The 19,952-nt window shown below is 65.7% G+C and carries 17 protein-coding genes; 5 read left to right on the top strand and 12 right to left on the bottom strand.

The genetic code is table 11. The features are described 5' to 3' along the window. The first annotated feature begins 8 nt into the window (after positions 1–8). Positions 9–866, top strand: coding sequence for an endo alpha-1,4 polygalactosaminidase (locus ACX12D_RS17745; protein WP_459374052.1), 858 nt, complete (start codon positions 9–11; stop codon positions 864–866). Between the two features lie 241 nt (positions 867–1,107). Beyond that, entirely contained in the window at positions 1,108–2,439 is a 1,332-nt protein-coding gene (locus tag ACX12D_RS17740) for a PQQ-dependent sugar dehydrogenase (protein WP_459372146.1), read from the top strand. Positions 2,440–2,488: 49 nt separating this feature from the next. Here the strand turns inward: ACX12D_RS17740 and ACX12D_RS17735 are convergent, their stop codons facing one another. The 8 genes from ACX12D_RS17735 to ACX12D_RS17700 all read right to left on the bottom strand — a co-directional run bounded on the left by ACX12D_RS17735 (position 2,489) and on the right by ACX12D_RS17700 (position 11,751). Beyond that, the gene (locus ACX12D_RS17735) at positions 2,489–4,318 is read right to left on the bottom strand and encodes a DEAD/DEAH box helicase (protein WP_459372145.1); all 1,830 of its coding nucleotides are present in this window, start codon (positions 4,316–4,318) and stop codon (positions 2,489–2,491) included. 305 nt (positions 4,319–4,623) lie between these two features. Then, positions 4,624–5,118: a M48 metallopeptidase family protein gene (locus ACX12D_RS17730; RefSeq protein WP_043352367.1), complete on the bottom strand. Its 495-nt coding sequence runs from the start codon at positions 5,116–5,118 to the stop codon at positions 4,624–4,626. A 59-nt stretch (positions 5,119–5,177) separates the two neighbouring features. Then, positions 5,178–5,411: a hypothetical protein gene (locus ACX12D_RS17725; RefSeq protein WP_459372143.1), complete on the bottom strand. Its 234-nt coding sequence runs from the start codon at positions 5,409–5,411 to the stop codon at positions 5,178–5,180. A 121-nt stretch (positions 5,412–5,532) separates the two neighbouring features. Next, positions 5,533–6,420, bottom strand: coding sequence for a carbohydrate ABC transporter permease (locus ACX12D_RS17720; RefSeq protein ID WP_441637806.1), 888 nt, complete (start codon positions 6,418–6,420; stop codon positions 5,533–5,535). Next, positions 6,417–7,316: a carbohydrate ABC transporter permease gene (locus ACX12D_RS17715; protein WP_441637804.1), complete on the bottom strand. Its 900-nt coding sequence runs from the start codon at positions 7,314–7,316 to the stop codon at positions 6,417–6,419. The genes ACX12D_RS17720 and ACX12D_RS17715 overlap by 4 nt, the downstream gene beginning before the upstream one ends. 111 nt (positions 7,317–7,427) lie before the next feature. Then, positions 7,428–8,750, bottom strand: coding sequence for an ABC transporter substrate-binding protein (locus tag ACX12D_RS17710; RefSeq protein ID WP_459372142.1), 1,323 nt, complete (start codon positions 8,748–8,750; stop codon positions 7,428–7,430). Next, a complete protein-coding gene (locus ACX12D_RS17705) occupies positions 8,747–9,919 on the bottom strand; it encodes an ABC transporter ATP-binding protein (RefSeq protein ID WP_459372141.1) in 1,173 nt (390 codons plus the stop codon). Before ACX12D_RS17705 ends, ACX12D_RS17710 begins: the two co-directional genes overlap by 4 nt. Before the next feature lie 98 nt (positions 9,920–10,017). Continuing rightward, positions 10,018–11,751, bottom strand: a complete 1,734-nt coding sequence (locus ACX12D_RS17700; protein WP_459372140.1) for an IlvD/Edd family dehydratase — start codon at positions 11,749–11,751, stop codon at positions 10,018–10,020. Between the two features lie 325 nt (positions 11,752–12,076). Between ACX12D_RS17700 and ACX12D_RS17695 the strand changes: the two genes are divergently transcribed. Together ACX12D_RS17695 and ettA are read left to right on the top strand one after the other, a co-directional pair. Further along, on the top strand, positions 12,077–12,832 hold the full coding sequence (locus ACX12D_RS17695) for a FadR/GntR family transcriptional regulator (protein WP_459372139.1): 756 nt from the start codon (positions 12,077–12,079) through the stop codon (positions 12,830–12,832). Between the two features lie 64 nt (positions 12,833–12,896). Next, positions 12,897–14,564 (top strand): energy-dependent translational throttle protein EttA, encoded by a 1,668-nt coding sequence (gene ettA, locus ACX12D_RS17690; protein WP_459372138.1) that lies wholly within the window; start codon positions 12,897–12,899, stop codon positions 14,562–14,564. A gap of 765 nt (positions 14,565–15,329) precedes the next feature. Here ettA and ACX12D_RS17685 read toward each other — a convergent pair. Next, on the bottom strand, positions 15,330–16,463 hold the full coding sequence (locus ACX12D_RS17685; RefSeq protein ID WP_459372137.1) for a metallophosphoesterase: 1,134 nt from the start codon (positions 16,461–16,463) through the stop codon (positions 15,330–15,332). A 200-nt stretch (positions 16,464–16,663) separates the two neighbouring features. Between ACX12D_RS17685 and ACX12D_RS17680 the strand changes: the two genes are divergently transcribed. After that, the gene (locus ACX12D_RS17680) at positions 16,664–16,792 is read left to right on the top strand and encodes a hypothetical protein (RefSeq protein WP_459372136.1); all 129 of its coding nucleotides are present in this window, start codon (positions 16,664–16,666) and stop codon (positions 16,790–16,792) included. Positions 16,793–16,828: 36 nt separating this feature from the next. On the opposite strand, the gene ACX12D_RS17675 is transcribed toward ACX12D_RS17680, so the two are convergent. The 3 genes from ACX12D_RS17675 to ACX12D_RS17665 all read right to left on the bottom strand — a co-directional run bounded on the left by ACX12D_RS17675 (position 16,829) and on the right by ACX12D_RS17665 (position 19,809). Next, positions 16,829–18,220 carry an MATE family efflux transporter gene (locus tag ACX12D_RS17675; protein ID WP_459372135.1) on the bottom strand — a complete coding sequence of 464 codons (1,392 nt, stop codon included), beginning with the start codon at positions 18,218–18,220 and terminating at the stop codon, positions 16,829–16,831. Further along, positions 18,213–18,749 (bottom strand): winged helix-turn-helix transcriptional regulator, encoded by a 537-nt coding sequence (locus ACX12D_RS17670; RefSeq protein ID WP_459372134.1) that lies wholly within the window; start codon positions 18,747–18,749, stop codon positions 18,213–18,215. Before ACX12D_RS17670 ends, ACX12D_RS17675 begins: the two co-directional genes overlap by 8 nt. 127 nt (positions 18,750–18,876) lie before the next feature. After that, positions 18,877–19,809, bottom strand: coding sequence for a LysR family transcriptional regulator (locus ACX12D_RS17665; RefSeq protein ID WP_459372133.1), 933 nt, complete (start codon positions 19,807–19,809; stop codon positions 18,877–18,879). Between the last annotated feature and the right edge of the window lie 143 nt (positions 19,810–19,952).

Here is a 19,952-nt window from a genome sequence, read left to right as displayed (position 1 = left end):
TGGCATGGATGGCCTCGATCGCCTGTCTGTCGGCCTGCGGAGGGGATGGCTCGTCGGCGGAGTCGGATGCTTCCGTCAAGTCCGTGCCGGCGGTGAATGCGTCGTCTGCGACCCTGACGCCGCCGGCGCAAACGCTGGCAGTCTCGCGCTGGGTGCCGACGGCGGCCGATACATGGCAATTGCAGCTGACGGGTACGGTCAACACGAGCTACCCGGCGCAGGTCTTCGACATCGACCTGGTGGATACGCCGCAGGCGACCATCCATGCTCTGAAGGCGCAGGGCAAGCGTGTGGTCTGCTATTTCTCGGCGGGTAGCTCGGAGAACTGGCGGCCGGATTTCAAACAGTTTGCCGCGGCGGATATGGGCAACGCGTTGTCGGGCTGGGCGGGCGAGCGTTGGCTCGATACGCGCTCGGCCAACGTGCGCCAAATCATGCAGGCGCGCATGGATCTGGCGAAGTCCAAGGGCTGCGATGGCGTGGACGCGGATAACGTGGATGGCTATACCAATCAGCCGGGCTTTGCGCTGACGGCGGCCACGCAGCTGGACTACAACCGCTTCCTGGCGGCGCAGGCACATGCGCGCGGCCTGGCCGTGGGCTTGAAGAATGATGTGGACCAGGTTTCGCAGCTGGCGACTGACTTTGATTTCGCGGTGAACGAGCAGTGCTTCCAATACAACGAGTGCGCGAGCTACAAGCCGTTCACGGCGCAGGGCAAGGCGGTATTCAACGTGGAGTACGCGTCGAAGTACAAGACCGCATCGACGCGCGCCGCGCTGTGCGCTTCGGCCCAGGCAGCACACCTTCGTACACTGGTGCTCCCGCTGAACCTGGATGATGCGTTCCGCTACGCTTGCGATTGAGCGGCCACGACGAATAGGCGGCGCTGGCCACAGGCCGGCGCCGGTCCTCCCGGGCGGGGTTCCCCGCCTGAAGCCTTCCCTCCAGCTTGCCCGGCCTGTGCCTGCCGCGCATCGCCTCTGTCCTACAGCGCGATGCCAGTCTGCTGACAGCGGCTGCCGGGCGCGCGTCCTATAGTGGACGCAGCAGGGCGCAGCGACGCCTTTATCTAGCGATCAAGCGTGTTACCGCGGAGAGCCGATCATGCCGGTGCAGCGTCTAACAGTTCTTTTAACTGTCCTGGCGCTTTGCCTGCCGATGGCGGCCGGCCTCACGGCATGCGGCGACACCGCGACCCTGCCAGTGTCCGCCGGTACAGGCTTCAACCCGGCGTTGCCGGCGCCAATCAAGACCTTGCTGCCGACGGTGCGCATTGCGCCTGCCATTGGCTGGGCCGACGGCGCCAAGCCAACGGCAGCGGATGGCCTCGTCGCCGTGGCTTTCGCGGACAAGCTGGACCATCCACGCTGGCTCTACGTACTGCCCAATGGCGACGTGCTGGTCGCCGAGACCAATGCGCCGCCGAAGCCGGAAGATGGCATGGGCATCAGGGGCTGGGTGATGAAGCGGGTGATGAAGCGCGCGGGCGCCGGCGTGCCCAGCGCCAATCGCATCACGCTGCTGCGCGACACCAATGGCGACGGCGTCGCGGACGCGCGCTCCGTATTTCTCAAGGACTTGCATTCGCCTTTCGGCATGGTGCTGGTGGGCAATGATTTCTACGTGGCGGACACCGATGCGGTGCTGCGCTTCCCGTATCAACCGGGGCAGACCGAGATCACCGCGCCCGGCGTGAAGGTGGTGGACCTGCCGGCCGGCGCCATCAATCACCACTGGACCAAGAACATCATCGCCAGCAAGGACGGCAGCAAGCTCTACGTCACCGTCGGCTCCAACAGCAACGTCGGCGAGAATGGCCTCGACAAGGAAGAGGGGCGGGCCGCCATCTGGGAGGTCGACCCCAAGACCGGCGTGCACCGCGTGTTTGCCAGCGGCCTGCGCAATCCCAACGGCATGGCCTGGGATCCGGACAGTGGCGCGCTATGGACCGCGGTGAACGAACGCGACGAGATCGGCAGCGATCTCGTGCCGGACTACATCACTTCGGTCAAAGACGGCGCCTTCTACGGCTGGCCCTTCAGCTACTACGGCCAGCATGTCGATGCGCGTGTGAAGCCGCAGCGGCCGGAGATGGTGGCCAAGGCCATTGCGCCCGATTACGCCGTCGGCCCGCATACCGCGTCACTCGGCCTGGCATCGGCGCAAGGCAACGCGCTGCCTTCGCGCTTCAGGAGCGGCATGTTCGTCGGCCAGCACGGCTCGTGGAACCGCAATCCGCGCAGCGGCTACAAGGTGATCTTCGTGCCGTTCGCCAACGGCAAGCCGGCCGGCGAGCCGCTCGACGTGCTGACCGGCTTCCTGACGCAGGACGGCGACGCACAAGGCCGGCCGGTGGGCGTTGCCATCGAGAAGCGCGGCGCGTTGCTGGTGGCGGACGATGTTGGCAATGTGGTCTGGCGGGTGGTGGCGAAGTAGCACGGCGGTCCAAGCCGCCGTCACATGATCGCCGGCGGCTTGCCTGCGATCAAGCCAGTTTGTCCAATGCCCCCCGCAGCCGCGCGGAGAAGTGCGATGTCTCGCCATGCGTCATCACCAGCTGGCGTGTGGCGCGCGTCATGGCGACGTAAAGCAGGCGGGCCTCATCCTCGATGGCTTCTTCTTTCTTGTGCGGCGCGCCGACACCTGGAATGCAGACCAGGGGAAACTCCAGCCCCTTGCTGCTGTGCATGGTCACCACCTTGACGCTGTCGCCACCCGGCGTAAAGCGTTTGGTGATCTGCGGGCATTCGAATGGAATGCCCTTGCGTGCGAGTACGCTGGTGACCTGGCCTGCCATTTCCCAATGCCGATAGATGATCGCCATCTCCGCCCACGCCGTCCCCGTGCGATTTTCTTCGAGCAGGACCTGCGCGATGCGCTCCGCTTCAGCTTCGATGGTGGGGAGCGCGATCAGTAGCGGTTTTTGTCCGCGCCGGCCTGCCCCGATCGGCTGTACGGTTGGCGCTTCGTCTTCTCCATTGTCATTCGGCCGTAGCAGGTCGTCGGCGAAGGCGCGCGCCACCGCCAGGATCTCTTGTGTATTGCGGTAGTTGATCTTCAGGATGGTGGTGCGGCCTTTTGCCTGCACGCCGACGCTGGCGAAGCTGAATTTGCGCTTCTTTGCGCCGCCATAGATGGATTGCGCGTCGTCGTACAGAACGAGCAGCGAGTTGCTATCCGGATTGACCATCTGCACGATGAGCTTGAACCATTCCGGCCGGAAGTCGTGACCTTCGTCGATGAGCACCGCGTCGTACTGCCCACCGGGAATGGCCTTGCGCTCGACGCCTTCAATGACCCGCGACACAAAGGACTCGAAGAGTGCGTCGTCGGCCCTGCCCTTGGGCAGATCAATGTTGAATGCCTGCAACTGCCGCGAACACCAGGCATGGAAGTTGTGCACATGCACTTTGTCTTCAATGCCTTTCTCCGCCATCGTCGCGGATAGCTTGGCCGCCAGCGTCTTGTTGAAGCAGAGCACCAGGATGGGCCGCGTTGCCGCCCTGGCGAGGTATTCGGCCCGGTAGCCGAGTATCAGCGTCTTGCCGGACCCGGCTACACCGTGAATGACGCGATGGCCTTCGCCCAGGCTTCGGGCGAGTTGTTCCTGCTGGAGGTCCATCACCCGGAGGATGTCGGGAATGTCCTGCGGATCGTGTGTGTCTTCCGGGAACAGCGCGCGCTGTTCCGGCATGCGTATCTGCGGGAAAAGATGCCAGCGGATACGGTCGATCTGCGGCAGCGACAGCTTGAACGTGAACTTGACCGGGAACATCTCCCAGAGCCGTTTCTGGAACGCCTCGGGTTCCGCCTCGGGCGCCATTTCATCCTTGCAGATCACCAGGTGCGCGGGCAGTACTTCGCCAAGGTTGGTCTGCTCGAACTGCGCACGCGTGATGTTGGCGAGGACGATGCCTGCGCCATACGGAAAGAATGGCTTGCCCTTGAGCGAGCCGGTGGGCCAGACAAGTTGCGGATCCCGCTGCAGCAGGTCCAGCACATAGAACATGAACTGCCGCGCCTGCTCCAGCGGATTCATTTCATGCACCACGCCGCGCTCGGTGATCAATGCGGCGGTGCGCTGGTCCATGCGCTGGATCGTGCTGAGCTTCCAGTCCTTGACCTCAAGCACCAGCAGGCCCCGGCTAGGGTGGAAGACGATGAAGTCAGGGTGGCGGGTCTTCTCACCGATGGCGACGTCGTACCAGCACAGATAGTCGTCTTCCAGCTTGGCCTCGAGCCGCTCTGCGAAGCGTCTTTCCCCACCTGTCATGCGCGACGTGACCGAGCCAAGCGCGGGAATCAGCGTTGCCATAGCCTTCTTGTTTTTGTCTGTGGAAAGCTGCGCGTCTTGCTACGTACCGCCGCGGACCCAGTGCGGCCACAAGATGCTGCAGGCATTGATCTGGGCCGATTGTAAATACAATAGAATCGAAAATATAGATTTTTTGCGCGTCTTGGCGTTTTCGGTATTTTTGCGGGGGCGGAATCGCCGGATTGACGTACGCGGAATGGGAAGGCCGCCAGGCCGCTCGGATCGATCTTCGCCCGGGTCTTCGCCGGCTGGCATCGCCTGGCGGCGCAGGTAAAGCCAGCAGGCTGCGCGTGAGGGAGCCTGGCTTAGCCCTGCGCCGGCTCCAGTTCGCGCCACGCCAAAAACAGGCGCGTATCGAACTCCAGCTGGTGGTACGCCGGCTCCATGTATTCGCACAGGCGGTAGAACGCCTTGTTGTGATCGCTTTCCTTCAGGTGAGCGAGCTCGTGCACCACGATCATGCGCAGGAACTCGGGCGGTGCTTCCTTGAACAGCGACGCCACGCGGATTTCCTTCTTGGCCTTGAGCTTGCCGCCTTGCACGCGCGAGATGGCGGTGTGCAGCCCGAGCGCGCGATGGACCACGTCGATCTTGGCGTCGAACGCGACCTTATGGATCGGCGGCGCGGTGCGCAGGAATTCCTGCTTCAGCTCGGCGGTGAAGTCGTACAGCGCGCGGTCGGTCTGTACGGTGTGCCGCGCGGGATATTTCTTCGCCAGGTGCTCGCCCAGGCGATTGGCGGCCACCATCTGGCGCACCTGGTCGAGCACGCCGTCGGGATATGCGGCGAGGAAGCGCAGGGGATCCTTCACGCCGGGGCGCCAGGTCTCGCTGGTGGGCGCGGGGGTGCTACGGGTGCTCAATGGTGATGGTGGTGATGGTGGTGATGGTGGGCCCAGCTGCCGTCGACCGAGCTGACGAAGGACTCCACGGCGTCCTTGTCGCCGGTGGCGTGGCGCACCATTTCACCGCACTTGCAAAAGCCCTGGTACGGGGTGATGTGCGAGCAGGCGGACACCTTCTGCAGGAATAGCGTGACGGGCTTGGTGCACTTCTTGCACTTGAAGGTGAGGGTGCGGGCGGGTTTGCTCATGGGATCGGGCTTGGAGGCGGAGTGGTTCGAATGCGACATTACCGGGCGCGCGGGCTCACGGCAGGATAACTTCGCATTTTAGCCTGCCATGGCCCCACGCGTCCTGGCTGCCGCCATGCGGCTACTCCTTCACCGCGCCCGTCATGCCCGACACGTAGTACTCCACAAAGAACGAGTACACCAGCGCCACCGGCAGCGAACCCAGCAAGGCACCCGCCATCAGCGCGCCCCAGTGGTAGACGTCGCCTTCGATCAGTTCGGTGACGATTCCCACCGGCACCGTCTTCACCTCCGATGAGGAGATGAAGGTCAGCGCGTAGATGAACTCGTTCCACGAGAGCGTGAAGGCAAAGATGCCGGCCGAGATCAGCCCCGGCACGGCCAGCGGCAGGATGATCTTGACCAGGATCTCCCAGCGCGTGGCGCCGTCGATCAGCGCGCATTCTTCCAGCTCGTAGGGGATGGAGCGGAAGTAGCCCATCAGCAGCCAGGTGCAGAACGGGATCAGGAAGGTGGGGTAGGTGAGGATCAGCGCCCAGCGCGTATCGAACAGGCCGAGCTGGAACACGATCGATGCCAGCGGGATGAACAGGATCGAGGGCGGGATCAGGTAGGCCAGGAAGATGGCCAGGCCTACCTGCTTCGCGCCCTGGAAGCGCAGCCGCTCGATGGCGTACGCGGCCAGCACGCTGGCGGCCAGCGAGGCAAAGGTGGAGATCGTGGAGACGATCACGGTATTGAGCAGCCACTCCGGGTAGGGGGTGTCGAACAGCAGCTTCTTGAAGTGGGCGAGCGTGGGCGCCATCACCCAGAACGGGTTGGCGCTGCGCATCAGGAGTTCGCCGTCCGGCTTGAAGGCAGTGATCGCCATCCAGTAGAAGGGGAACAGCAGCACGAAGACGAAGATGCCCAGCGGGATGTAGATGGTCACCCAGCGCCGCGGCATCGATTGCAGGTAGTCCATTCCCTGCGCGGTGTCTTGCTGCTCCGCTGCGGCCGTCGCTTTCATTTGTCGCCTCCTTGTTGCCAGCCGCGCCGCTGCAGGCCGAAGTATGAGAACAGGATGGCGGCCAGAAGGAAGGGCACCATCATCGTGGCGATCGCCGCGCCTTCGCCCAGCGAGCCGCCGGGAATCGCGCGCTGGAACGACAGCGTGGCCATCAGGTGCGTGGCGTTGAGCGGGCCGCCGCGCGTGAGCACATAGATCAGCTGGAAGTCGGTGAACGTGAACAGCACCGAGAAGGTCATCACCACCGCGATGATCGGCGTCAGCAGCGGCAGCGTGACATAGCGGAACTGCTGCCATGGCGTCACGCCGTCGATGGATGCGGCCTCGTACAACGTGGGCGAGATCGTCTGCAAGCCAGCCAGCAGAGAGATGGCGACAAAGGGAATGCCGCGCCAGACATTGGCCGCGATGGTAGACAAGCGCGCCAGCCACGGGTCGCCCAGGAAGTCGATATAGCGATCGATCAGCCCTAGCTTGACCAGCGTCCAGCTGATGATGGAGAACTGCGCGTCGTAGATCCACCAGAATGCCAGTGCCGACAGCGCGGTCGGCACGATCCATGGCAGCAGCACGATGGCGCGGAAGAAGGATTTGAACGGCAGGTTCTTGTTGAGCAGCAGCGCCAGCCACAGGCCCAGCGCGAATTTCACCACGCTGGCCACCACGGTGTAGAAGATCGTATTGAACAGCGCCAGCTGCGTCAGCGAGTCGCCCGCCAGGTAGCTGTAGTTGGACAGCCCGATCCATTCGCCGGTGCCGCCGATCTTGGTGTTGGTGAAGCCGAGCCATACGCCGAGGCCGAGCGGGTACGTCAGGAAAACCAGCAGCAAGAGCGCGGTGGGCAGCATGAACAGCAGCCCCAGCGCATGGCGGTTGTTCAACAGGCGGGAAATCATGGTTCACCTCGCATGGCGCACCTCGCAGGGTTCGGCTCGGCGGGCGCGGCGGTGGCGCCGCGCCCTCATCTCGCTTCAGGCGTTGGCCATTAATTGGCCATTAGTTGGCCACTACGTCTTGTAGTACCGCTGCGCCCGCTCCGCCGCGCGCGCCGCCGCTTCCTTCGGTGTCTTGGAGCCGCTTGCCGCTTCGGCCACCATGTCGACCACGATGTAGTCCGCCATGGCCGCGGCCGAGGCCGTGCCCAGCGGCCCGGCGTGGCCGTTGTCGAGCATCAGCGCGGCGGAGTCGCGATACACGGTGTGCTTGGGGTCGGCCGTCCAGATCGGGTTGGCCTCATAGGCCTTGAGCGGCTGGCTGACGTAACCGATGGCGGCTTCCATCCACGGGTTGTACTGCTCCGGCTCCATCATGAACTGCAGGTAGGCCTTGGCCGCGTTCGGGAACTTGGAATACCTGAACAGCATCATCTGCGTGATCTGCATCAGCTCGGTGGGCCTGCCGGGCGTGCCGATGGGGAAGTGCGCGTGCTGGATGTCGCGCGCCATTTCCTGCAGCTTGGGTTCCTTCGAATTCTTGGCCGCGTAGTAGACCGAGATGCCATTGGCGGTCAGGCTGATCTGGCCGTCGAGGAAGGCCTTGTTGTTGGACGGGTCTTGCCACGACAGCGTGCCGGGCACGAAGGTGGCGTAGAGCTGTTTGGCATATTCCAGCGCGGCCCACGTCTCGGGCGAGTTGACCACCACCTTGCCCTTGGTGTCGACCAGCATGCCGCCGTGCGACCACAGCAGCCAGTGTGCCCAGTTGTTGCCGTCGCCCACGGCCTTGCCGAGCGCGAATCCGCAGGGCGTGTTCTTGGCCTTGAGGCCCTGGCACAGTTTGAGGAAGCCGGAAAGGTCCTTGGGGATGGTGTCGAAGCCAGCGGCTTTGACGTGGCTTTCGCGATAGACCAGCGCATTGCCGACCACGCCCAGCGGCAGGCCGATCCACTTGCCGTTGTGCGTGCCGTACTTGCGGCACACGTCGTACCAGCCGCCGTATTTGCCACCCAGGTAGGTGGCCAGGTCGGTCAGGTCGACCAGCTTGTCGGGGTACTGCTGCGGGTCATCGAACCAGCCAACGATGACGTCCGGCCCGCTGCCGACGCTAGCCGCGACGGCGGCCTTGGGCCGCACGTCTTCCCAGCCTTCGTTGTCGACGCGTACCTCGACGCCGGTCAGCTCGGTGAACTTCTTCGTGTTGGCGTTCCACAGGTCTTCGTCGCCCTGCACGAAACGCTTCCAGCGCAGCACGCGCAGCTTGGCGCCGGCTTCCGGCTTGTATTGCAGGGCAGCCGGTGCGGCGAAGGCATGGCCGCCGATCGCCGTGGTGGCGGCAACGGCCGCCGTGGACACCAGGAAATCGCGTCTCGTGAAGTTGCTCGGTGTGCTCATCGCTTTGTCTCCTCCGTGGTCAGGGGCTCCGCCCCGTGCTGGTCATGCCTGCTTCCCGGATCGTCCGCCAGTGCCGCCGGGCCGCGCTGCAATAGCGTCTGGCCCGAGTCGGCATCGAACAGATGCGTGTGCTGGTGGTCGGGCACCAGGTTCAGGATGTCGCCCGCGGCGAAGTCATGGCGCTCGCGGAAGATCGAGATGAACTCCGCCTCGCAGAAGCGGGAATAGATCTCGGTGTTGGCGCCGGTGGGCTCGACCACCGACACGCGCGTTTGCAGGCCCTGGCCCGGCACGCCCAGGATCAGGTGCTCGGGCCGCACGCCGTAGATCACGCGCTGGCCGTCAGTGCCGGCAGTGGCATCGAAGCGCGCAGGCACTGGCAGGCGCGTGCCATCGGGAAACTCGACTGCGGCATCGCCGCCACTGCGGCGCAGCACGCCGGGCAGGAAGTTCATCGCCGGGGAGCCGATAAAGCCAGCCACGAAGAGGTTGTCGGGATGGTCGTAAAGCTCCAGCGGCTTGCCGCGCTGCTCCACGCGGCCGTCGCGCATCACCACGATCAGGTCGCCCATGGTCATGGCCTCGATCTGGTCGTGCGTGACATAGACCGAGGTGGTGCGCAGGCGCTGGTGCAGCTCCTTGATCTCCGCGCGCATCTGCACACGCAGCTTGGCGTCCAGGTTGGAGAGCGGCTCGTCGAACAGGAACACCTGCGGATCGCGCACGATGGCGCGGCCCATGGCCACGCGCTGGCGCTGGCCGCCCGAGAGCTGGCGCGGGTAGCGTTCCAGCAAATTGTCCAGGCCGAGGATGGCGGATGCCTTGGCCACTTTGCGCCGGATCTCGTCCTTGTCGCCCTTGGCGAGCTTGAGCGAGAAGGCCATGTTGTCGTAGACCGTCATATGCGGGTAGAGCGCATAGTTCTGGAACACCATGGCGATATCGCGCTCCTTTGGCGGCAGTCGGTTGACCACGCGGTTACCGATGGCGATCTCGCCGGTGGTGATCTCCTCCAGTCCGGCGATCATGCGCAGCAGCGTGGACTTGCCGCAGCCCGATGGCCCCACCAGCACGGTGAACTGGCCATCGGCAATATCGATGTCCACGCCGCGGATGACCTGCGTGCTGCCGAAGTATTTCTGGATGCCGCGAATCTGGACCGATGCCATGCGTGGTGTCTCCGTGAGCCGCTTATGCCCGTTCGTGCCGGGGGCGGCAGTTCGTCGCGATTGGATTGCCGTGGTGATTCGTTGGGCGGCAGGGTGTCTCAGTGGTTGTCCTTGGGCACCGCGGCGCCGCTCTTGCCCACCAGGAAATCCATGTCGGCGCCCAGGTTGGCCTGCTGCACATGCTCGACATACAGGCGCGTCCAGCCGCGCTCCATCGGCAGCGCGGGCGCCTGCCACGCGGCGCGGCGACGCTGCAGCTCCGCCTCATCGACATGCAGGTGCAGCTTGCGCGCGGCCACGTCGAGCTCCACCATGTCGCCGTCCTTCACCAGCGCCAGCGGGCCGCCGGCCGCGGCCTCGGGCGCCACATGCAGCACCACCGTGCCGTAGGCCGTGCCGCTCATGCGCGCATCCGATACACGGACCATGTCGGTGATGCCCTTGCGCAGCACCTTGGGCGGCAGCGGCATATTGCCGGCTTCGGCCATGCCGGGGTAGCCGCGCGGGCCGCAGTTCTTCAGCACCAGCACGCAGGTCTCGTCGACATCGAGCGATTCATCGTCGAGCCGCTGGTGCATGTGCTCGCTGTTCTCGAATACCACCGCGCGGCCGGTGTGCTTGAGCAGCGCCGGCGTGGCGGCCGACGGCTTGATCACCGCGCCATCGGGGCACAGGTTGCCGCGCAGCACAGCGATGCCGGCGCTGGCCTTGAAGGGCGCGCCGAAGGCGTGGATGACTTCGCGGTTCCAGTTGGGCGCGTCCTTGCAGTTGTCCCACAACGTCTTGCCGTTGACGGTGGGTGTGTCGCGCGCAAGCACCGATTCCAGTTCGCGAATCACCGCGGGCAGGCCGCCAGCGTAGTAGAAGTCTTCCATCAGGTGGCGCCCGGATGGCTGCAGGTCGAGCAGGCACGGCAGCTCGTGGCCCAGCGCATCCCAGTCTTGCAGTTTGAGCTCGACGCCGATGCGCCCGGCGATGGCTAGCAGGTGGATCACGGCATTGGTCGAGCCGCCGATGGCCGCGTTGACGCGGATGGCGTTCTCGAACGCATCGCGGGTCAGGATCTTCGACATCACCAGGTTGTCCTTCACCATCTCCACGATGCGGCGCCCCGACGCTCGCGCCAGCACATTGCGGCGGCCGTCCACGGCGGGAATCGCCGCGTTGCCGGGCAAGCTCATGCCCAGCGCTTCCACCATGCTGGCCATGGTCGACGCGGTGCCCATCGTCATGCAGTGGCCGTGCGAGCGGTGCATGCAGCTCTCGGCTTCGAAGAAGTCTTCCTGCGACATCTGGCCGGCCCGCACTTCCTCCGACATCTTCCACACGTCGGTGCCGGAGCCCAGCTCGCCGCCGCGGAACTTGCCGCTCAGCATGGGGCCGCCGGAGACGCCGATGGTGGGCAGGTCGCACGAGGCTGCGCCCATCATCAGCGCGGGCGTGGTCTTGTCGCAGCCCATCAGCAGCACCACGCCATCGATCGGGTTGCCGCGAATCGATTCTTCCACGTCCATGCTGGCCAGGTTCCGGAACAGCATGGCGGTGGGGCGCAGCATGGTCTCGCCCAGCGACATCACCGGGAATTCAAGCGGAAAGCCGCCGGCTTCCCACACGCCGATCTTGACCTGTTCGGCCAGTGTGCGGAAATGCGAGTTGCAGGGCGTGAGTTCGGAGTAGGTGTTGCAGATGCCGATGACCGGGCGGCCATCGAACTGGTCGTGAGGAATGCCGCGGTTCTTGAGCCACGAGCGATAGATGAAGCCATCGCGGTCGAGGCGGCCAAACCAGGCCTGGCTGCGGCGCGTGGGGGGCGTCGGCTTGTCGTCGTTCACTCGGGTCTCCTGCGTCATTGCGGGGGCCATGCAGCGACGGCTGGCGCGTAGGCGCTACGTGTGCTGATGCCCGCTTTTTTGTGCGCTGCAGATACGGATGCCCACGACCAATTGCACTGCCTTGCCGCATGCATGCCGAGTGAGCGGAGTCTAGTTCACGAGTCTGGACAGGTAAACTGGTATTACCAATTAGTGGTCTTTACCGATGCCGCTGCGTATGCTGCAGCGCGCGATGAATCCGCCTGGACATTCGCTGGCGCGCTGCCTAGACTCCAGCCGGCTGGACAAATGGTCAAACCAATTTCGCCAGACGCTCGGGCTGCACATGCCTATCCATTCGATCGAACCGCAACGCCTGTACCGCCAGATCAGCGCCCAGCTGCGCACGCTGATCCAGGCCGGCGAATTTCCGGTGGGCTCGCGCCTGCCGGCGGAGCGGGATTTGTCGGTGCAGCTCGGCGTGAGCCGCCCATCGCTGCGCGAGGCGTTGATCGCGCTCGAGGTTGAGGGCTATATCGAAGTGCGGATGGGCTCCGGCATCTATGTGTGCGAGCCGCCGTCTTCCGTCGACGCGGGCTTTGACCTGTCCGGCGAGGAAGGGCCGCTCGAGCTGATCCGCGCACGTGCCCTGGTGGAAGGCGAGGTCGCCGCGCTGGCAGCCCGGAGCGGGCGCAAGGCTCAGTTCGATGCAATCGAGGAAGCCATCGCGCAGATGGCCGCCGAAGCCGCCGCCGGCATCAAGCCGCTCGATGCGGATCGCTTGTTCCATGTGCGGGTGGCGCAAGCCACCGGCAACAGCGTGCTGGTGGGCGTGGTGCGCCGGCTCTTCGACTTGCGCCTCGGGCCGCTGTTCGATCAGCTGAACAGCCACTTCGAGACGCCCGAGGTCTGGGCCCAGGCCATCGCCGAGCATCGCGAAGTCCTGGCGGCGCTGCGCGGCAAGGACCCGGAGCTGGCGCGCACGGTCATGCAGCGGCATATGGACATCGCTTACCGCCGCCTGACCTCCAGCCTGACCCGTGCGCGCAAGCGCGCAGCCGGCACGCCGGGCGCCGCGCCACGCGCAAGGAAGGCGTCCTGACGGGCCTTGTGCGGACCGGCTTTGCTACACTTGGCCGATTCCCCCCAATTTCACCCGGATCCGCATGGCACAGTACGTTTTCACCATGAACCGCGTGGGCAAGATCGTCCCGCCCAAGCGTCACATTCTCAAGGACATTTCCCTGTCCTTCTTCCCGGGCGCCAAGATCGGCGTGCTGGGCCTGAACGGCTCGGGCAAGTCGACCGTCCTGAAGATCATGGCGGGCCTCGACAAGGAAATCGAGGGCGAAGCCACGCCCATGCCCAACCTGAACATTGGCTACCTGCCGCAGGAGCCGCAGCTCGATCCCGAGCAAACCGTGCGCGAGTCGGTGGAAGCCGCGCTGGGCGGTGTGTTCGAAGCCCGCCAGAAGCTCGACGAGATCTATGCGGCCTATGCCGAGCCGGACGCGGATTTCGACGCGCTGGCAGCGGACCAGGCCAAGTACGAAGCCATCCTGGCGGCCAGCGACGGCAACAACGCCGAGCTGCAGCTGGAGATCGCGGCCGATGCGCTGCGCCTGCCGGCCTGGGACGCCAAGGTGGGCAACCTGTCGGGTGGCGAGAAGCGCCGCGTGGCGCTGTGCCGCCTGCTGCTGTCGCGCCCCGACATGCTGCTGCTCGACGAACCCACCAACCACCTGGATGCGGAATCGGTGGAATGGCTGGAGCAGTTCCTCACGCGCTTCCCCGGCACCGTGGTGGCGGTGACCCACGACCGCTACTTCCTCGACAACGCGGCCGAGTGGATCCTGGAACTTGACCGTGGCCACGGCATCCCCTGGAAGGGCAACTACAGCTCCTGGCTGGACCAGAAGGAAGCCCGCCTGAAGCAGGAAGAGTCGAGCGAGTCGGCCCGCCAGAAGGCGCTGCACAAGGAACTGGAATGGGTGCGGCAGAACCCCAAGGGGCGCCAGGCCAAGTCCAAGGCACGTCTCGCGCGCTTTGACGAACTGAACAGCCAGGAATACCAGAAGCGCAACGAAACCCAGGAAATCTTCATCCCCGCGGGTGAGCGCCTGGGCAACGAGGTGATCGAGTTCAGCGGCGTGAGCAAGGCCTACGGCGACCGCCTGCTGATCGATGACCTCAGCTTCAAGGTGCCGCCCGGCGCCATCGTCGGCATCATCGGCCCCAACGGCGCCGGCAAGTCGACCTTCTTCCGCATGCTCACCGGAAAGGAAACCCCGGACAGCGGCGAGATCAAGGTCGGCCCCACCGTGAAGATGGCCTACGTGGACCAGAGCCGCGATGCGCTCGACGGCAGCAAGACCGTGTTCGAAGAGATCTCCGGCGGCGCCGACGTGCTGACGGTCGGCCGCTACGAAACGCCGTCGCGTGCTTATATCGGCCGCTTCAACTTCAAGGGCTCGGACCAGCAGAAGCACGTGGGCACGCTCTCGGGCGGCGAGCGCGGACGCCTGCACCTGGCCAAGACGCTGATCTCCGGCGGCAATGTGCTGCTGCTCGATGAACCGTCCAACGACCTCGACGTGGAAACGCTGCGCGCGCTGGAAGACGCGCTGCTGGAGTTCGCCGGTTGCGTGATGGTGATCTCCCACGATCGCTGGTTCCTGGACCGGATCGCCACCCACATCCTGGCCTTCGAAGGCGAGTCGCATGTGGAATTCTTCCCGGGCAACTACCAGGAATATGAGGCGGACAAGAAGCGCCGCCTGGGTGAGGAGGGGGCTAAGCCTAAGCGGATTCGGTATAAGCCTATTGTTCGGTAAAGGGAAAGGGGGGGCTTTGAACTGCAACTGCAACTGCAAATTCAGCTGCAACTGCTTAACTTCAACTGCAGTTTCACCTCCCCTGCGGGGCGGCGACCTACTTTCTTGGCTCGCCAAGAAAGTAGGCAAAGAAGCGACCCGGATGGGGCGACCCCCCCTCGTCGTCGGGCGAAAAGAGCGGCCGGAGGCCAAACTCGCATCGCCTTAAGGCGATACTCAAACATGGCCTCCTCGTTTCCGCTCTTTTCGCCCGACGACGAGGCGCCCCATAACGGGAGATGAAAGGCAGACGGCTCGCTGCGCATCGCGGGTGGGTGATTGCCGCCTGGGGGCGGCAATCACGGCCACACCGAATCGAAATTTGATCCCTCTGTGGTAAGCCGTGTTTCCCGCCTGGGGGCGGGAAACACCCGTGCGCGATGCGAAGCGAGCCGTGAAGGTGTGCCAAGGCCGTATGGGGCGCCTCGGGATTTCACGAAAAGAGCGGAAAAGAGGGACCCATGTCTGAGTATCGCCTTAAGGCGATGCGAGTTTGGGTCCCGGCCGCTCTTTTCGTGAAATCCCGAGGGGGTAGTCGCCCCATCCGGCGCGCCTTTTTTGCCTACTTTTTTGGCAAGACAAAAAAGTAGGTCGCCGCCCCGCAGGGGAGGTGAAACTGCAGTTGCGGTTGATTTTGACGTTAAGCCCTTGAATTTGAAGCTGATTCTGCGGTTGTAGCTGCAGTTGCAGCTGATGTTGCTCAGTCCCCCCAATCCCCCCCATCACTCACTTCCTCACCAACCTCAACTTAGTAATCTCCGACGGCGCCCCAAACCGCTTGGGCGGCCCCCAATACCCGGTCCCCCTGCTCACATACACCCACATCGCTTCATGCCGGTTCAAACCGGCGGTATAAGGCTGCTGCATCGGCACGAACAGGTTCCAGGGCCAGAACTGGCCGCCATGCGTATGTCCGGAAAGCTGCAGGTCGAAGCCCGCGGTGGATGCCGCCGGCGCCGTGCGCGGCTGGTGCGCCAGCAGCACGCGCGCGGCTACCACTGCCGGGGCGCCATGCAGCGCGCGCGCCGGGTCGCTGCGATGGCTCTCGTCGAAACGGTGGGCGGAAAAATCGGTCACGCCTGCCAGCACCAGCGCTTCCTCCTCCTCCCCGATCACCACATGCTCGTTCATCAGCACGCGCAGGCCCAGTCTGTTCAGCTCCGCGATCCATGGCTCGGCGCCAGCATAGTACTCATGGTTGCCGGTGACAAAGTAGGTGCCATGGCGCGCCTTCAGGTTGCCTAGCGGCGCGGTGTGCCGGGACAGCTCGCGCACGGTGCCGTCGACGAGGTCGCCGGTGATGGCGATGGCGTCCGGGGCCAGCCCGTTGACGCGGGCGACGATGCGTTCCAGGTAGGCGCGCTTGATGGTGGGGCCAACGTGGATGTCGCTGATCTGCACGATGGTGAAGTCGTGCAGCGAGTCAGGCAGGCCGGCGATGGGGACTTCCACCTCGACCACCTGCGCCAGCCGCCGCGCATTGAAGAATCCCATCACGGTGACCAGCAGCGCCAGCACCGGCACCGCGGCGGCGGAGCGGGGCAGCAGCCATGCCGGGTGCCAGCCGGCCAGCGCGCTCGCCAGCAGCGCGACGTCGCGCGCCAGCGTCAGGATCAGCAAGGAAGAGAAGAAACCCATGGCCAGCATGCCCACCCAGGTCAGCGCATCGGACCATGGCTGGTCCAGGCGCCGCGCCAGCAGTCCTGCGGGGATCAGCGGCCACGACATCGCCAGCCACGCTACGGCCAGCGCCTTGAAGGCGAAAGACACCGGCATGTCGGGTAACAGGCGCAACCCGATATAGCCGTGCAGCAGGCCAACCACGAGGGCGGCGGCGAAAACGGTGGTGCGAGGGGGCATGCCACCTCCAGGGTGTGAGAGTCGGGGCCGGATGCTTCCAGCATTGATATTGTTTTAGAGCATTCCGGCGACGCCGCGATGCCGCGACGCTGTGACAGTGTGGCGGGCATCCTGGAATTGTCGGCTCCGAGCCGCTTTTCCGCTTTGCGCATCGGTGGCGTACGTGAGGCCCCCGGCCCGCAGATTCAAGGGGCAAGACCGTGTTCGATGCGCAGCTCGCCGCGATCCAGGGGCAGGTCGATGTGTTGAGCGGCACGGCAGCCCTGTACAAGTCGCTGGGCGGTGGATGGCCGGCGATGCCGGGCTGGGCGGCAACGCGCGCGCCGTGATGCGCTGAGCGGGCCGCGTGCGCCGCCCGCTCAGGCTCAGCGCGCCGACCAGTTGGCGCCGCGCACGCCGACCGCCGTCACTACGCCGTAAGCGGTGATGCCCAGCGCCACGCCCAGGAAGTGCCCGTCCAGGCCCATGCCCCCGACGTTCGCCAGCAGCCAGCCGCCGCCAGCGGCCAGCGCGATGCGCGAGATGCCGGCCGCGATCGGCCAGCCCATGCGGCCCGCGCCCATCGACGCGAAATACAGCGCCATGCCCAGTCCGAAGCCGCCGAAGGCCGGCGCAACCCAGGACAGCGCGCGCGCGGCGATGCTCGCCACTTCGGCATCCTTGGTGAAGAACCCGGCAAAGGCATCCGGCACCAGCCCCACCACCGCACCCACCGCGCCGGCCACCGCCAGCGCCATCAGCGCGCCGGCCCAAGCCGTGCGGCGTGCGGTGGCCCAGTCGCCGGCGCCGACCGCTCGCCCCACCAGCGCGGTGAGCGCGGAGCCCACGCCGAACGCCAGCGGGATCATCAGGAACTCCAGCCGCGCCGAGATGCCGTACGCGGCCACCGCGGCAGTGCCATAGTGGCGCAGCTGGGTGGTCACGAGGATCGTGGACAGGTTGGCCACCGAGGCCAGCGCGCAGGCCACCAGCCCCACCGACAGGATGCGTGTGAACAGCGCGCGTGACGGACGGATCCGCAGCATCGGCACGAACCCCGCGCCGCCCCGCAGCACCACCCAGGCCATGGCCAGCGCCGCCGCCCACGACACCACCGCCAGCGACGCGCCAATGCCGGCCAGGCCCATGCCCACCGGCTCGGCCAGCGTCCAGGCCAGCACCGGGAAGGCGATCCACATCAGCGAGAGCACCCGCGCCGCCAGCGCATGGCGGCCACCGCCGCGCAGCACCGAAGCCAGCGTGTTGGCCAGCCAGGCCGGCACCGCGCCGGCGCCGAACAGCCAGATGGCATACGTGGCGGCCGCGTCCGCCGCGGTCTGCCCTGCCACCGCGCCCAGGATGCCACGCGGGAAGCCGGCCATCGCCACGGCAAACGCCAGCCCCGCCGTGACCGCGATGATGAGCGCGTGCAGCACCAGCGACGAGGCCTCCTCGCGCTTGTTGGCGCCCAGCGCGCGGGCGATGGCCGCCACCACGCCACCGCCCATGGCGCCGGTGGACATCTGCTGCAGCAGCAAGGCAAACGGCAGCACTACCGCCCAGCCTGCCAGCGCCGCCGTGCCCTGGCGCGCCGCCAGCCAGGTCTCGATGAGTTGCGCGCCTGCCTGCAGGAAGGCGATCAGGCTGGTGGGCGCGGCCAGCAGCAGGATGCGGCGCATCAGTTCGCGCATCAGCGGGTGCGTGGGGGTGGCAATGGGTGCGGCTGTGGCTGGCGCCATCGCGGCTCCGGCCATGGGATTGGCTTGCGGCTCATTCATGGCTGGACTCCGTTTTGCCTGACAGCGGTTCGTCCGCGGCCTGCTGGCCGCCAGCGGCGCCAAAGCGCCGCCGCAGATAGCTGCCCGCGCCGGGGCCCGGAGCCACGTGCAGGTCGTCCAGCGTCAGCGGGCTGCCGTCCGGGCGGGCCAGCGCCGGCGCGGCGATCTCCGCGCCGGTGTGCTTGTCTTGCAGCAAGGTGAGCGGGCCGCGCTCGTCGGTCATCCAGCGGTCGGCCCAGGCCTTCAGTGCCACGAAGGCGGGGAAGAAGTCGCGGCCTTTCTCGGTGAGGTGGTAGACATGCCGCGCACCGTCGGGCACCGGCACGCGCTCCAGCATGCCGTGTTCCACCAGCGTCTTCAGGCGCGCGCTGAGGATGTTGGGCGCAATGCCGAGGTGGCGCTGGAATTCGTCAAAGCGAGTGCTGCCGTAGAAGGCCTCGCGCAGCAAAAGAATGGCCCAGCGCTCGCCCAGCACCGCCATCGAGCGGGCAATCGGGCAAGGCATGCTGGCAAAGTCGGTATGTCCCATGGTCTCCTCTCGCGCGGCTTGCGGGGTTGGCTCGGATTTTTACTTTCGTTTTGCAAGCCAGGGGTTTCGGCGCATCTTAACTTGCAATTTGAAAGTTTGCTGGCGCGCTGCAAGCGGCATGCGGGGACTACGGTGCGCACAAAGTGGTACCGCCCGGGGCGCTGAAGACATCCAGCGCCGGAATCCGCTCGCGCAGGAAGTCGATCAAGGCGCGCGTGGCCATCGACGGATGCAGGTTGGGCGTGGTGATGATGTAGAGCCGGCTGCCCAATCCTTCCGGTTTCCATTCGGTCAGCACCGGCACCAGGCGGCCTTCGCGCACATCGTCCCAGCCGGCGTAGACGGGCAGCAGGCCGACGCCGTGGCCGTCGCGTACCGCGCGCATCAGGAAGGGGAAATGCTCGGACTGCAGGTGCGGGCTCAGTTCCACCTCCTCGCGCTGTTCGCCACGGTCGAGCGTGAGCATGAAGCGCCGTGCGGGGTAGGGCGGGCACAGGAACTGGCAGCGCGCCAGGTCGGCCGGGGTTTGCAGCGGGCCGTGGCGGGCCAGGTAGCCGGGCGAGGCGCAGAGCTGCCAGTCGATGGCGCAGATGTCGCGCGCTACGTGGTCCAGCGGAGGCTGCGAAGTCACCTTGAGCGCCACGTCGATCTCCGCGGCGATCAGGTCCACCACGCGGTTGGCAAAGAACACCCGCAGCGAGATGCCGGGATGCTGCCCGGTGAATTCCAGCAGCAGCGGCGCGAGGAAGGTGTCGCCCAGCCCGGTGGGCACGCTCACGCGCACGTGGCCGCGCAGGGTGGTGCCCAGGCTGTCGATCTCCGCCTGGGCGGACGCCACTTCCTGCAGGATGCGCAGGCCGTGCTGGTACAGCGAGCGGCCCGCCTCGGTCAGCTCCAGCCGGCGCGTGGTACGGCGCAGCAACTGCGCGCCAGTCTGGTGCTCCAGTTCGCGCAGCTGGCGGCTGACCTGCGAGCGCGTGACGCCGCGCCGCCGCCCCGCCTCGGACAAATTGCCGGCTTCGACGATGTCGACGAAGGCCTGGATCAGGTTGAGGTCCATCCGGGAATCCATGGAGAATTGTCGCGTATGGCGCAACATTGTGAGTCGCTGCAAGGGAATTGTCGATGCCGGGAACCGGGGCTACAGTGGCCATGTCCTGCCGGATCGCCAAGGCGGGGCCAGGCAGGCGCGACGCCGCCCTA

Source organism: Cupriavidus sp. PET2-C1 (genome assembly GCF_054515855.1).
This window is presented reverse-complemented; position numbering and strand designations above follow the sequence as displayed.